The following is a 13,571-nucleotide window of genomic DNA, read 5'->3' as shown; positions in this document are numbered from 1 at the left end:
CCCCGTTGGCTATAGGGCCGCTTCCTCAGTGACCGCCGCCGTAGCTCAGTGGTAGAGCGCATCCTTGGTAAGGCTGAGGTCGTGGGTTCGATTCCCCCCGGCGGCACCACTCGGAACAAGGGCCCGATCCGCCAACGGATCGGGCCTTTTTCTATTCTTCCGACGCCTGCTGCGGGCGGATGGCGGGCCTGTGATTCGGCGGCCCGTCCGGGCGGGACAGGTGGCGCTCGTAGTCCAGCGCGTAACCGGACGGCGGGTTGCCGGGGAAGGCATAGCCGCTGTCAGCGAAATACTCGTCGTAGCCGGCGCCATAGCCGTAGCCGTACCGGTACGGATCGTTCTCGGACTGGCGGATGCTGATATCCAGCCGGCCGCCCTCCCCGATCGGCAGCGACACCGCCGCGCCATAGCTCCGATAGCCGCCGGTGCCGAAGCCGACGTCGAACTCGCCGTGCATCTCGCGGTCGTCACGCCAGGCGGGCGATTCGTCACGAGCCGCCGGATCCGGCGCGCGGGCGGCCAGCCATTGGGCGATCTGCTGGTCGGTGCTCAGGCCGTGCGGATCCGCCGACTGCTCGGCTCCGCTGACCGCGGGCGCGACCGGATGAGCCGTCGCGTCGAGGACCACCGTCGTCGCGGGGGCGGTCGCCACCACGCCGTCCTGATCGCTTCCTGGCTCGCCAAGCGACGGAGCGCCGGTCAGGAGCCCGGTCATCAGCAGCGCGGTGATCAGCATGGGTTGGACTCCTGCGAGACCTCCACCCTAGCCCCAAATGCGGCCAAGGTCAGGCGACTCCGTCGCCGCGGTCCAGCGGATCGGGCAGCGCCTCGCCCTCGGGGACGAAGGTCAGCGCCACGGAGTTGATGCAGTAGCGCAGTCCGGTCGGCGGCGGCCCGTCCGGAAACACATGGCCCTGGTGGCTGTCGCAGCGGGCGCAACGGGTTTCCGTGCGGGTCATGCCGTACGACCGGTCGGTGACCGCCTTCACGTGGGTCGCGTCGACCGGCTCCGTGAAACTGGGCCAGCCGGTGCCGCTTTCGAACTTGGTCCCCGCCCGGAACAGGGGCAGGCCGCACTCGCGGCAGCAGAACACCCCCGCCCGCTTCTCGCCCAGCAGCGTGCCGCAGAACGGCGCCTCCGTGCCGTGGGCCAGCAGGACGCGCTTCTCCTCCGGCGACAGGTCGGCCTCCAGCCGGGCGCGTTCCTCGTCATCAGGCGGCGTCAGGTCGAAGCCGGAGGGAGAGCGCAGGGTCGGGGCGATGTCGGACATGGCTCCGAAATAGGAAGGGCCGGGCGGGGGTTCCACCCCCGCCCGGCCCTGTAGTCCCACGCTCAGGCAGCGCGACGCGCCTTGGCGCCTACTGGAAGAGCGAGCCAACCCAGGTGCGGACGGCGTTCTCGTCCACCGGGTTGCCGGTGTAGGTCAGGCCCGGCGCCGGGATGAACGGCTGGTTGTTGCCGCGCTGGCGCGACGTCCAGGCCTTGTGGCCATAGGCCAGGTCCGCATAGGTCGACGGCAGGCGCTCGACGGTCTGCTCGATGAAGATCGAGTCCGCCGCCGTGGTCGTGCCGGCGATACGCACGTTCGGCAGGCGGCTGACCAGGTCGAGGGTGTCGAGGCAACCGCCCGAGCAGCCGGCGTCGACCAGAACGATGACCGGGCCCTGCACCGGATTGGCGGCGTTGGGATCGGCGGCGGTCGCGGGCTGCGGCTGGGTGAAGCTCGGCTGGCCGGCGGCGATGGCGGCGTCGAAGGCGGCCAGGGTCGCCTCCGTCTGGGCGATCACTTCCGGGGCTTCATAGACGAAGCGGGCGTCCTGCTTCATCCGGCCGATGACGTCGGCGTACCACTGGCGGTTCCCCGGCGTGGCGCGATAGGTGAAGTCGCCGCCGGTCGGCTGGCGGCTCTGGGTGAATTCCGAGGTCCAGATGCGGTTCAGCACACCGTAGCCGCGCGCCGTCGAGCCGAGGTTCGACGAGCCGCTGCCGCCGCGCAGATCCAGCACGAAGCCCTGCGGGCCCTGGATCGTGGTCAGCTGGGACTGCAGCTGGGCGTTGAAGGCGTCCCAACCGGCGTCGTCGGCGAACGAATGGACGTTGATCCACGGCCGTCCGTTGACGCTCTCGACCGACAGCGGCACGGGGCCCGGCGCGTACAGCGTGGCGCGGTAGGCGGCCTCGAGGTTGGCCGGGACGACCGGCACGGGCCGCAGGTCATAGTCGCGCTCGCGGCGGTTGCCGACCTTGAATTTGCAGGTCGACGGCGTGCCACCGGCGAAGGGGTTGTTGCGGTTCCACAGCAGATAGGGCGCGGTGGTGATGCGGCCGGCCTCGGTGTTCAGGTCGCCTTCCCACAGGTCCAGCTTGGTGCGCGAATACTCCTCGATCGGCATGAGATTGCACTCGGTGACCACCGCCCCGACCGGCGGCAGGCCGCGCACGCCCGGCTGCACATAGGTCACGACATACTGGCCGTTGCGCCAGGCGGTCGCCAGTCCCGGCCAGCTGGTCGCCTTGAAGCGGTCGGCGGGGGTCTCGTAGCTCGGGCGGATGACGATGTTCGAATCGCGGAAGCCGGCGGCGTAGTAGCGCAGCAGATAGGCGTGGCTGGAGCCGCTGTTCGACTGGCCGACCTTCGACATCGCGTCGCGCAGGCCGGCGTCCAGCCAGGCGCGGAAGGTGTCGCTGGCCTGCCCCGGCACGACCGGCGCGGGATGGTTCGCGGCCAGCGCGTCATGGGCGGCCTGCAGATCCTGACGCGCCAGCGCCTGGAAATCCTGCGCGGAGACGGAGCCGACGCTCAGCGCCAAGGTCAGGGCCGCGGTCGCGGCGACGGGGAGGATACGGGACATCAAGTCGGGCTCCGGGGCCGTGGGAACAGGGAACGGGCAGCGTTAAAGCCCATAGGAGCCGGCCTTGCCAAGCCCGTACCCCGTCCGGATGAACGCCCCCGTCGGTTTACTCGCCCGGGATCGCGGCCTAATCGGGGCGACGCCCCGTCCCGCATGGCGGCGGCGATCACGTTTGCTTCAGAGCCCCCGAATACGCATGTTCTCAAAGATCCTGATCGCCAACCGCGGCGAGATCGCCGTCCGCATCATCAAGACCTGCCGCCGCATGGGCATCGCGACGGTGCAGGTCTATTCCGAGGCCGACGCCGGCTCGCTGGCGGTCGAGATGGCCGACGAGGCGGTGCTGATCGGCCCGGCCCCGGCGGCGCAGTCCTATCTGCTGGCCGACCGGATCGTGGAGGCCGTGCGCCAGACCGGCGCCGAGGCGGTCCACCCCGGCTTCGGCTTCCTCAGCGAGAACGCCGGCTTCGCCCGTCGCCTGCGCGAGGAGGGCATCGCCTTCATCGGCCCCAACCCCAAGGCCATTGAGGCCATGGGCGACAAGATCAGCTCCAAGAAGCTCGCCGCCGAGGCGGGCGTCTCCACCGTCCCCGGCCACATGGGCCTGATCGAGACGACCGACGAGGCCGTCCGGATCGCCAATGAAATCGGCTACCCGATCATGATCAAGGCCTCGGCCGGCGGCGGCGGCAAGGGCATCCGCGTCGCCCACTCCGACGCCGACATGGCCGAGGGGTTCGCCGCGGTGAAGGGCGAGGCGCTGAACGCCTTCGGCGACGACCGCGTCTTCCTGGAAAAATTCATCGTCGACCCGCGCCACATCGAGATCCAGGTGCTGGGCGACAAGCACGGCAACGTGGTCCACCTGTTCGAGCGCGAGTGCTCGATCCAGCGGCGGAACCAGAAGGTCATCGAGGAGGCCCCCTCCCCGCTGCTGGATGAGAAGACCCGGGCCGCGATGGGAGCGCAGGCGGTGGCGCTGGCCAAGGCCGTGAACTACGACAGCGCCGGCACCGTCGAGTTCGTGGCGGGGCAGGACAAATCGTTCTTCTTCCTCGAGATGAACACCCGGCTCCAGGTCGAGCATCCGGTGACGGAGCTGATCACGGGGGTGGATCTGGTCGAGCAGATGATCCGGTCGGCGTGGGGCGAACGCCTCGCCTTTCAGCAGAAGGATCTGAGGATCAACGGCTGGGCCATCGAGAGCCGGATCTATGCGGAGGATCCGTACCGGGGCTTCCTGCCCAGCATCGGCCGGCTGGTCAGGTATGATACGGCGGAGGAAGGCCCCCACGCCGACGGCTACACCGTCCGCAACGACTCCGGCGTCCGCGAGGGCGAGGAGATCTCCATGTTCTACGACCCCATGATCGCCAAGCTGTGCGCCTGGGCCCCGACCCGCGACGCCGCCATCGACGGCATGGCCCGCGCCCTGGAGGACACCCACCTCAGCGGCCTCGGCCACAATGTGCCGTTCCTCGCCGCCGTCATGGACCAGCCGCGCTTCCGCTCCGGCCGGCTCTCCACCCGCTACATCCAGGACGAGTTTCCCGACGGCTTCCACGGCCTCGCCCCCGACCGCCGCCAGAGCGACATCCTCATCGCCGCCGCCGCCGCCATGAACGAGATCCTCACCGAGCTGTCCGGCGACCCGTCGAACCGCACCGACTGGATCGTCCTGATCGGCACGGGTGCGGGATCGGGGGAGGCCCACGGCGTCACCCTCAGCTACGACGACGACGAGGCCCTGACCCTCGAGCTCGCCGGCGAGGACCGCGCCCTGCGCCTCAGCGACATCGACTGGCGCCCCGGCCTGGCCCAGTTCCGCGCCGAGCTCGACGGCCGCCCCTTCACGGCCGAGGTCGCCCGCGTCGCCGACGGCTTCGTCATCCGCCACCGCGCCGCCAAGGCCCGCGTCCGCGTCCTCACCCCCGCCGTCGCCGCCCTCTACGCCCGCCTACCGGAAAAACAGGCCGCCGACACCTCGAAGCTGATCCAGTCCCCCATGCCCGGCCTCGTCGTCGCCATCCCGGTCGCCGTCGGCCAGGAGGTCAAGACCGGCGAAACCGTCGCCATCATCGAGGCCATGAAGATGCAGAACATCCTCAAGGCGGAGAGAGACGGGGTGGTCAAGGCGGTCAGCGCCCGGGCCGGCGACCCGGTGGCGGCGGACGACGTGCTGGTGGAGTTCGAGTAGGGGTCCGCACCGGCTCCGTCCGGATCAATCCACGAGTCGGCGGCCCGCTGCCTTGATCTGCCGGCCGACGGAGGAGCGTCGCCGGCCCCTTGCCGGGTCGCCGTGACCCTCACCCGCCGATGGCCGCTGAAGCGCCTCTTCGATTGCGCCGTAGAGTTTTCCCACCTCAATGGGCTTGGCCACGTGCCCGTCCATACCCGCTTCCAGATAGGATGCGATCTGGTGCGCCATGGCGTTGGCGGACAGGGCCAGTATCGGCGTTCGCGCCCGGCCGGTCCGGGCCTCTTCGGACCGAATGGCGCGGGCGACATCCGGTCCGTCCATCCTCGGCATCTGAATATCGAGCAGAACGAGATCAAACTCTTCCGCCCTCCAGCACTCAAGCGCTTCAATGCCGTCCGAGGTGATGCGGAGATCTGCCCCGAGCGGTTCGAGCAGGGCGCGTGCGACCATCTGGTTTGTCGGGTTGTCCTCAGCGAGCAGGAAGCCGAGCCGGCGCGGGCCCCGGGCTGACGATCGGCTGGCGGCGGGGGCGCTCGCCCGTTCCGCGGCGGCCGCCACCCTTTGCATCGGCAGCCGCACGGTGAAGCACGCGCCCTTCCCCGGCTCACTCTCTACAGTGATGTCGCCGCCCATGAGTTGTGCCAGCTCGCGGCTTATCGCGAGGCCAAGACCGGTGCCGCCGAAGCGACGGGTGGTCGAACTGTCCGCCTGGGAGAATTTCGAAAACAGCTGCGGCAGGACCTCGGGCGCAATCCCGATGCCCGTGTCCGAAACGACAATCTCGAGGCCGGCGCCCGTCGCGCCGACGCGGACCTGGACCAGGCCGGCTTCAGTGAACTTGATCGCGTTCGCGAGCAGGTTGGACAATATCTGTCGCGTGCGCATCGCGTCACCGCGCCAGACCCCCTCGCAGGCCGGGTCGAGCTCCAGCCGGCAGTCCAGCCCTTTTTCCTGCGCAAGGCCGACAAAGCCGTCGAACGTCGCGGCGACGGTCTCAGTGAGCGTGAATTCTTCCGACACGACCTCCAGCTTCCCGGCCTCGATCTTGGATATGTCGAGGATGTCGTTCAGCACCGCGAGCAGCAGTTCGCCAGACTGCCGGATGACCGCCACCCTGCCCTGCTGATCCGGCGGCAGGTCCGCGCTCTCAAGCACCTGCGCCATGCCGAGGACCCCGTTCAGAGGCGTACGTATCTCGTGGCTCATGTTGGCCAGAAACTGGGACTTGGCCAGGTTGGCGCTCTCCGCCTGATCGCGGGCGTCGACCAATTCGCTCATTGCCGTTCGCAAGGCGCCGTCATTGTCGCGGAGTCGCTGCAGAAGCGCGTTGAAGTCCGCTGTAAGCGCGGCCAGTTCGTCCTCGCCCGCGGGATCGACCCGAAGGTCGAGGTCTCCGCTTTCCCGGACCGCGACCATGGCGTTCGAGAGTACGCGGACAGGCCGGATGACGCCCCTCGCGAGCCAGGTCGAGATGAACAGTGCGAGAGCGACAGCGCCGCCCAGGCCGAGCAGCGAGACGAGGGTGTAGCCCAGCACCATCTGTTCCAGCTCATCGAGACTGGAAATCAGGACGAGCGTGCCGACCCTGTCGCGATCCAGCTGAACGGGCGTGCTGATGGTCAGTCGGTCACGATCGAACCGCGAGCCGTCCATTGGCGGGGCCGTGGGCTGGCTGGCGCCGCCATCGGTGGAGTAGGCGGAGAACGGGGCCCCTGCTGCGTCAAACAACCAGACTGCGCTGACCCCCGGAATCTGCGCCGCGGATCCCAGGGTTTCCCGCGCCGCCTCGCGGTCCTGGAAGACAAGAGTGGCGGCGACATTGGCCGCGAGCACATCCGCCAGCACCTCGCGTTGCTCCAGCAACCTGCCGCGGTCGCTGTTCCACTCGTGCAGGATGAATGTGGGGTAGGCGACGAGAAGGGCGATCAAGGTCGTAGCGACCGCAACCGCGGCGACCTTGGCCTGTATCGACGAAGCGATGATGCGACGGATGCGCCGGATCATCGCACCAGCACGGCGAGACGCAGCAACCGCGAGCTCAGGACAACTCCGGCTTCCCGTGCGATGCGATTGTTGATCTCGAAGCGGACCTGTCGTCCGATCGTGACAAGTCCGATCGCACCGTGCGAAATGAAGCCGCGTGTATCCCCGATAGTGAGCACGCCCCGCCGGGCTAGCGACGTCAGGGTCGTGGGATTCAGATCCGCGGAATCCACGACAGCGGCGTGACAGCTGGCGTCGAACGTCGCCGTGCGCCTCACCTGCAAGTTGCGATCACCCACCGGTCGGCCGTCAAAGGCGGCCAGATGCGCCGCCAGAGGGTGTTGGGGCCGAACACAGAGCACCACCGCGCTGGCAGGCGTGGCGAAACGACTGTCGCTCCAGCTGCTGAAGCGCGTGAAGTTGTAGATGATCGCCGCCTTGGCGGCGGCGTCGCCGGCGCTGGAGACTTGGCGAGCCTGCGCGGTTTCCGCGGTGATCAGCGAAATCGCTACCAGCAGGGGTAGGAAGCCGCGCATATCAGTACCGCGCCGCCACGCCGAACCAGACGCGTCTTTCGTTGAATGCCGAAGGACTGCCCAGACCGGTTTCGATTATCTCGAGCCGTTCGCGATCGGTCAGGTTCTCGGCGAGGACGTACAGTTCAAGAGACGGCGTCGGGCGCCAGGCCGCGCGAATGTCCAGATCGGTGTACGCCTTGACAATGCCTCCGCTGGTTTCGGGCACATGCCGCACCCATAGATCCAGATCGATGGTGTCGGTGACGTCGAACCAGGAACGCACCGACAGTTGGTGCCGCGGCGAGACGCCGGCGCTGAAAGTCTCAAGCCCGCCGACCAGGAACCCGTTCTCCAGGACGTTCATGTCCATGGCGGAGGCCGCGATCTTGACCGTCCAGCGATCCGTCAACCGCGCGTCGAGGGCGGCTTCGACGCCGCTGCTCTCGACCCGGCCACCGTTTGCGAACTCGAGAGTGATGAAGGGCTGACCCGGCCCCATGGCAGGAGTGGCGTTCCAGATCACCAGGTTCTCGTACTGGTGGTGATAGGCCGTCAGGTCGAGCGACGCCGCCGGCCCCAGCTTCCCCCGCCAGCCGATCTCCCAGGCGAGAAGTTCCTCAGCCTTGAGATCACCCGCGGCCGAGATGGCCACGATGGGATCATGGACTTCCAACGCCGTCTCGAGACGTGAGGGCGTCCGAACCGCCTGGGACACCGCGCCCCATGCGGTCCAGCCCCCGCTGTCGGTCCATGCCAGCCGAACACTCGGCTGGAATTCGAACCCGGTATAATCATTGTGCTCGACCTTGGCCCCGAGCGAGAGCCGCAGGTGGTCCGGGACCAGCGAGATTTCGTCGGAGACGTATGCGCCGTACCAGTGATCTCTGCGCGCCTCCGGCGAGAAGCGCATCGCGGGCGTCAGCACCTCGACGTGGTCGCTGCTCCACCGATAGCCGGCGCCCCAGACGATCTGGTGACGTTCGCCGAGGCTGAAATGCTGGGAAAAATCGATGTCCGCCTGATCGCGGACGCCATCGAGCCCAGCCTCCCTGCGCTCCAACCGGTCCCAGTACACCTGTACCGAGCTGACCCGGCCATCGTCGGTTCGGGTCCAGCGGCCCAGCAGATTCTGCCCGCTGAACTGCACCCCGACGGGCAGAGCCGCCATCGCGGCGGAAGGCGGCGGCGCGATCTGCGAGAGATCGGACTCGCCGGTCTGGACATCCCCCTGAAGCGTGAAGGAATCCCGTGCGTTCGGCTCGAAGTCAAACCGGAACCCCGCCTGAATGGCGGAGGAGACGTCATGGCGGCGATCGGGGACCGCAAATGCGGCCCCTTCCGACCGGTGCCCCACCACATAGGCCCGCAGCGCCCCGCTGTCGCCGGCAGTCGTCCCCAGCCGGAATACCACCCGGCCATCCTCATCAGAGCTGTAGCGGGCTCCGGCAAGGACGCCCAGGCTGTCGGCGGCGTGTTTGGTGACCACATTGATAACGCCGTTCACGGCGTTGGCCCCCCAGAGGGTCGCGCCCGGGCCGCGAACCACCTCGATCCGCTCGATGTCCTCGACGGGCGGAAGCTGCTGATCCCACAGCACACCCGAGAGGGTCGAGAGATAGATCGCGCGGCCATCGACAAGCACCAGCAGCTTGTTGGAGAAGCGACCGTTGAATCCACGCGCGGTGACGGCGGCATTGCCTGACGCGAGGCTGGCGACCTCCATGCCCGGCACCATGCGGAAGAGTTCCGGCAGGGTCGTGACGCCGGAACGCCGGATATCCTCACGGCTGATGACGAAGACGGCGGCGGCGGACTCCTCCACCCGCTGCGGACGTTTCGCGACCGACGTGACATTCGCCTGCAGAATTTCCTCGAGGCTCAGTTCCTCATAAGGATCCGCCGAGGATTGCGCGGCGGCGCCGCCGCTTGCCGCCGCCGGCAGGATCAGAGCGATCGCCGCTAATATTGCTCGTGTGCTGGACATTGCCCCTCCGACCGGGGAACATGCCTCATTCGACTAAAAGAAGGGTGAAGGGGCGGGCGAAAGCCGCGCGAAGCGCAGCTCCTGGACAGCGAAGGCGGTCGACCGGCTCCCCTTCCGGCGCGGCGGATGCACTGTCACGGGTCTCCAGGGTCCCGGCGCCGAGCTGTTCGCCGCTTCTCCTAGGCCAGCGCCGCCCGCGCCCGGATGATCATGTCCACCCAGCCGTGGAAGGCGTGCGCCAACGTCTCCACCAGATCCTTCAGCGGCCCGTCCTTCAGCCGCCCGTCCGTGTCGAAGCTGTCGGGGGTGACATGGCCGAGATAAGCCTCCGGGTGCTGCATCACCGGCATGTCGAGGAAGACGCAGGCCTGGCGCAGCTGGTGGTTGGCGCCGAAGCCGCCGATGGCGCCGGGGGAGACGCTGACGATGGCGGCGGGCTTCTTGTGGAACACGCTCTGGCCGTAGGGGCGGGAGCCCACGTCGATGGCGTTCTTGAGCACGCCGGGGACGCCGCGATTGTACTCGGGGGTGACGAACAACACACCGTCTGCCGCGGCGATCTCCTCGCGGAAGAGGGTCCATGCGGGGGGTGGATCGTCCTCCAGATCCTGGTTGAACAACGGCAGGTCCCCGATCTCGACGATGCCGCAGTCGAGGCCGTCGTCGCGGATGGCGCAGATCGAGCGGGCGACCTTGCGGTTCAGGCTCTCCCTGCGCAGGCTGCCGGCGACGATGGCGATCCGGTGGCGGGTCATGGAGCGGAAACCGGCGAGGGCGGGCAAGGTTCGCGGCCGCAGTCACAATTGACGGATTCTCGGCCCCCGCTCCCCGTCGGGGGCGTCGATCAGCAAATCCGTGATCGCCCACACCAGGGCGTCGGCGCGGTCAAGGGAGGCGGCGGCCTCCATCTCGCCGCCGAAGGCCATCAGCTCCTCTTCGAGCGCGTCGAAGGCGCCGGCGTGGCTGATGCGGCCCTGTTCGTAGAGGGCGGCGACCGGTTCGGCGCGGATGTATTTGCCGCGGGTGGCGTGGACCTCGCGGATCTTCAGTCTAGCGCCGGCCGTCTTGAGCACGGCGCGGACCATGTCGCCGCCCTGGTTGACCTCGGCGACGATGGCGGAGGCGTGGAACTCCTCGGCGAGGGCGACGGCGCGGCGGGCCCAGGCGTCGGGGCCGAGCCCGGCGATCGAGCGGTCGGCGAGGATGACGGCGCAGCGGAGGCCGTCCGCGCGGCGGCAGGAGGCGGCGGCGATGAGGCCGCAGGCGGCGCCGCCGGTGGAGGCGGTGGGGTCGATGGCGACGATGACGCGGTCGTAGTCGGGGGCAGTCGGGCGCGGGTGTCCTTCTCCCCCCGGGGGAGAAGGAAGCGCTCTCGCCCTCTGCATCATCTCCGCCGTGAACAGGGCGCCGTCGAGTTCGACGATCTGGCCTTCCAGTTCCTGGGCGGCCCGGCGGGTGCCGCCGTAGAGGGCGTGGAGGTTGTCTAGGAAGCCGGGGGAGAGATGGTCGGCGTTGTCGGCGGTGGGGGCGTGGGTCAGGGCGCAGCCGGCCTCGTCGCGGAGGCGGACGAGGGCGCGGGTGGGCCGGGGGGTGGTCGTCACCACCAGTCGCGGGTGGGCCCCGCTACGCGGGGTAGGGGCGGCCAGCGGCAGGCGCAATCCCATGCGGAGGAGGGCGAGGGTCTCCGCCGCCCCGGTCGGCCCGCCGCCCCGCCAGGCGCAGAACTCGTCGGCCCAGGCGGCGCTGAACTGGGGGCCGCGGAGGCTGTCGGGGTCCTCGGCGGAGAAGGCCCAGGCCTGGCAGCCGTTGGAGAAGATCAGACGGCGGCGGGAGGACTGGAATTCGGGCCGGCTGGCGCGGGTCCAGCGGGGCAGCGAGCGGAGGCCGCTGACGCCCTCGATCATCACCTCGCGCACGTCGTGCAAGGTCGGGCCGATCAGGGCGAGGCGGCCGCCGGCGCCGAGACGTTCGGCCTGGTCGGCGAGCCAGCTGGCGCCCGCGAGGGTCTTGCCGGCCCCGCGGCCGCCGAGGAACAGCCAGGTGGACCAGGGGCCCACCGGCGGGGTCTGGGAGGTGCGGAGCTTGATCGGCGGGCCAGGGGCGTCGTCCTCCTCCAGCTCCTCCGGAGGCGGCGCCGGCGGTCGCCCGCCGCGCCAGCCCATCACCACCCGGCGCAACTGCTCCACGAACCGCAGACGCACCGACGCCGCCCGCAGGTTGTTCACCCCGCACAGCGCGTCGATCTGGTCGAGCAGCACGTCGACCGTCTTCTCCGGCGCCTCCCGGTCGAGCCGGAAACCAAGCGGACCGCAAACCAGGGCGACCCCTCCCCCGTCCAGCGCCTGCACCGTCAGCGGCGCGGGCCCCTTGCGCCGCGCCGGCGCGCCGACGTCCCGCTTTCGCATCCCGTTGATCCGGGCGTGGCGGTAGATGCTGCTGACCGACACCCGATACTCCGCCGCAAGGTCGAGGATCGGCTCGCCGGCCACATAGCGCGCCAGCAGCTCCCGATAGGTGTCGGGCGACATCCCCGACGGACTCTGTTTGTAGGGCTTGTCAGCCGGCCACGGCGCCGCCGTCCGCAGGGCGACCGCTTGATCTGTGTGCGTCTTCTGGCTCATCCCCCATTATCCGGCGGCGGCTTCCTGCGGCGCGTTCGTGACGCTGGCGGCGGGGCCGGAGCGAGGGATTTCAGGGGCTTGGCGCGGAAATGTTCGCGGACTGGGCGCGGATTGCCAGCACTGCAGGGTGCGCCCGGCCCTCAGCCCCAGCCCGAGCAAGGCGATCGAGGCCCGGCGCCATGCCGCCGGGGACCGGCGCCCCGGTCGCTGGGGTCATGCGCTTGAGGGCGGCGCAGGTGGTCATCCGACAGGGCGGCCGCCCACTGGTCTTCCGCCGCGCGGCGGTGAGGCGCGGCGGGGCGTGCGCCGCAGGTGGTTCTAGTCGATGTCGATGGTCAGCTTCTCGTCGGTGGCGCGCCTGCGCTCCCCGCCATCCGGCTGATCGATCCGCCGGCGATCGGGCCCGAAATAGCCGTCGAGCTTCACGAACGGGCGGGGCTTGAGGATCAGCGCCTGCAGGCGGCCGATCAGCGCCCTGGCGGTGACGGGCTTGACGAGAAATTCGGACACCCCGGCGTCCCTCGCCTCGCAGATGCGGCGCCGGTCGGCGTGCCCCGTCAGCATGATGATGGGAACGAATGGATCCGGGGAGTCTGGACTGTTGCGGACGATCCGGACGAACTCCGTGCCGGTCAGAGGCGCCATCTTGTAGTCGACGATGACCACGTCCACCGGTTCGGATCGCAAGATCTCCAGCCCCGTGGGCGCGTCGTCCGCTTCCAGAATGGTGCGGATGCCGACGCCTTCGAGAACCGAGGCGGTGATGGCCCGCATCTGCGGAGTGTCGTCCACGATCAGAACGGAGAGGGCGGCGATTCCGGACATGAACCACCCATAGGGCGCCTGTCTTAAGGGCCAGTAACCCGGGGCGATCGCCCTGCGCAGGGTCAGCCGGCGCACGGAGCGGGCTCATCGGCCGCCCAGCATCTCCGACCAGCGCCAGCTCCCTCTCCCGAACACCACGCGCTGACCGCCCGCGAAGGTGATCAGCACCAGCCCGCGCATGGGTTGGCGGCGGCAGGCCTCGGGGGCGAAAGCGACTTCGAGGGCGATGGCCTGGCGGACGCCGGCGAGGCCCTTGCCCGCCTGGCCGGGGGTCTGGATCCAGTCGCCGTCCCAGACCAGCAGGGCGCGGCCTCGACCCTCGGCGCGGTGAGCCTCGGCGACGGCGGCGCGGACTTCGGCGTCGGCGCGCAACGCCTCCTGAAGCCGGCCGATCATGTCGCAGCCGGAGCCCTCGCCACGGGCGCCGGAGCCCGATCCGGGGCCGCTCCCCTGCCCCGCGCCCTGACCGGCGCCCTGCCCCGAACCCGAGCCCGCCCTCGCCGCGCCGGCCAGCTGGGCGTCGCTGACGGTGGCGAACACCGGGGCGGGGGCCGCGACGGCGGCGGCGAGCGGCTCGACCTCGGGCG

Annotated in this window: 10 protein-coding genes, 1 tRNA gene and 1 pseudogene; 2 read left to right on the top strand and 10 right to left on the bottom strand. The window is 69.5% G+C overall.

Annotated features, from left to right (window positions below; all coding sequences use genetic code 11):
• The first annotated feature begins 34 nt into the window (after positions 1 to 34).
• Positions 35 to 109 (top strand) — tRNA-Thr (locus tag VEC04_RS03805).
• A 42-nt stretch (positions 110 to 151) separates the two neighbouring features.
• Here the strand turns inward: VEC04_RS03805 and VEC04_RS03800 are convergent.
• The 3 genes from VEC04_RS03800 to VEC04_RS03790 form a co-directional block, all read right to left on the bottom strand.
• Positions 152 to 736 carry a hypothetical protein gene (locus VEC04_RS03800; RefSeq protein ID WP_324773994.1) on the bottom strand — a complete coding sequence of 195 codons (585 nt, stop codon included), beginning with the start codon at positions 734 to 736 and terminating at the stop codon, positions 152 to 154.
• A 49-nt stretch (positions 737 to 785) separates the two neighbouring features.
• On the bottom strand, positions 786 to 1,271 hold the full coding sequence (msrB, locus tag VEC04_RS03795) for a peptide-methionine (R)-S-oxide reductase MsrB (protein WP_324773992.1): 486 nt from the start codon (positions 1,269 to 1,271) through the stop codon (positions 786 to 788).
• A gap of 88 nt (positions 1,272 to 1,359) precedes the next feature.
• Positions 1,360 to 2,853, bottom strand: coding sequence for a hypothetical protein (locus tag VEC04_RS03790; RefSeq protein WP_324773990.1), 1,494 nt, complete (start codon positions 2,851 to 2,853; stop codon positions 1,360 to 1,362).
• A 196-nt stretch (positions 2,854 to 3,049) separates the two neighbouring features.
• On the opposite strand from VEC04_RS03790, the gene VEC04_RS03785 reads away from it, so the two are divergent.
• The gene (locus VEC04_RS03785) at positions 3,050 to 5,050 is read left to right on the top strand and encodes an acetyl/propionyl/methylcrotonyl-CoA carboxylase subunit alpha (RefSeq protein ID WP_324773988.1); all 2,001 of its coding nucleotides are present in this window, start codon (positions 3,050 to 3,052) and stop codon (positions 5,048 to 5,050) included.
• Positions 5,051 to 5,074: 24 nt separating this feature from the next.
• Here VEC04_RS03785 and VEC04_RS03780 read toward each other — a convergent pair whose 3' ends face one another.
• The 7 genes and pseudogenes from VEC04_RS03780 to VEC04_RS03750 form a co-directional block, all read right to left on the bottom strand.
• Positions 5,075 to 7,057: an ATP-binding protein gene (locus tag VEC04_RS03780; protein WP_324773986.1), complete on the bottom strand. Its 1,983-nt coding sequence runs from the start codon at positions 7,055 to 7,057 to the stop codon at positions 5,075 to 5,077.
• Complete coding sequence (locus VEC04_RS03775) at positions 7,054 to 7,572, bottom strand: YfiR family protein (RefSeq protein WP_324773984.1); 519 nt, start codon at positions 7,570 to 7,572, stop codon at positions 7,054 to 7,056. Before VEC04_RS03775 ends, VEC04_RS03780 begins: the two co-directional genes overlap by 4 nt.
• Before the next feature lies 1 nt (position 7,573).
• A complete protein-coding gene (locus VEC04_RS03770; protein WP_324773982.1) occupies positions 7,574 to 9,538 on the bottom strand; it encodes a TonB-dependent receptor in 1,965 nt (654 codons plus the stop codon).
• A 179-nt stretch (positions 9,539 to 9,717) separates the two neighbouring features.
• Positions 9,718 to 10,293, bottom strand: a complete 576-nt coding sequence (locus VEC04_RS03765; protein ID WP_324773980.1) for an NAD(P)H-dependent oxidoreductase — start codon at positions 10,291 to 10,293, stop codon at positions 9,718 to 9,720.
• A 42-nt stretch (positions 10,294 to 10,335) separates the two neighbouring features.
• Positions 10,336 to 12,159, bottom strand: a complete 1,824-nt coding sequence (locus VEC04_RS03760) for a terminase large subunit domain-containing protein (protein ID WP_324773978.1) — start codon at positions 12,157 to 12,159, stop codon at positions 10,336 to 10,338.
• Between the two features lie 318 nt (positions 12,160 to 12,477).
• The gene (locus VEC04_RS03755) at positions 12,478 to 12,984 is read right to left on the bottom strand and encodes a response regulator (RefSeq protein ID WP_324773976.1); all 507 of its coding nucleotides are present in this window, start codon (positions 12,982 to 12,984) and stop codon (positions 12,478 to 12,480) included.
• Positions 12,985 to 13,068: 84 nt separating this feature from the next.
• Positions 13,069 to 13,571 (bottom strand): annotated as a pseudogene (locus tag VEC04_RS03750) (hypothetical protein); the annotation flags it as partial.

Origin of the sequence: Brevundimonas sp., from assembly GCF_035626535.1 — a bacterium.
Classification (GTDB): domain Bacteria; phylum Pseudomonadota; class Alphaproteobacteria; order Caulobacterales; family Caulobacteraceae; genus Brevundimonas.
Note: the sequence above shows the minus strand (reverse complement) of the source record. Positions and strands in the feature narration are given on the sequence as shown.

Excerpts from the sequence above, each read along its gene's own strand:
- VEC04_RS03800 (WP_324773994.1), bottom strand. The coding sequence starts at position 736 with ATGCTGATCACCGCGCTGCTGATGACCGGGCTCCTGACCGGCGCTCCG.
- VEC04_RS03765 (WP_324773980.1), bottom strand. The coding sequence starts at position 10,293 with ATGACCCGCCACCGGATCGCCATCGTCGCCGGCAGCCTGCGCAGGGAG.
- VEC04_RS03785 (WP_324773988.1), top strand. The coding sequence starts at position 3,050 with ATGTTCTCAAAGATCCTGATCGCCAACCGCGGCGAGATCGCCGTCCGC.
- VEC04_RS03770 (WP_324773982.1), bottom strand. The coding sequence starts at position 9,538 with ATGTCCAGCACACGAGCAATATTAGCGGCGATCGCTCTGATCCTGCCG.
- msrB (WP_324773992.1), bottom strand. The coding sequence starts at position 1,271 with ATGTCCGACATCGCCCCGACCCTGCGCTCTCCCTCCGGCTTCGACCTG.
- VEC04_RS03760 (WP_324773978.1), bottom strand. The coding sequence starts at position 12,159 with ATGAGCCAGAAGACGCACACAGATCAAGCGGTCGCCCTGCGGACGGCG.
- VEC04_RS03780 (WP_324773986.1), bottom strand. The coding sequence starts at position 7,057 with ATGATCCGGCGCATCCGTCGCATCATCGCTTCGTCGATACAGGCCAAG.
- VEC04_RS03755 (WP_324773976.1), bottom strand. The coding sequence starts at position 12,984 with ATGTCCGGAATCGCCGCCCTCTCCGTTCTGATCGTGGACGACACTCCG.
- VEC04_RS03790 (WP_324773990.1), bottom strand. The coding sequence starts at position 2,853 with ATGTCCCGTATCCTCCCCGTCGCCGCGACCGCGGCCCTGACCTTGGCG.
- VEC04_RS03775 (WP_324773984.1), bottom strand. The coding sequence starts at position 7,572 with ATGCGCGGCTTCCTACCCCTGCTGGTAGCGATTTCGCTGATCACCGCG.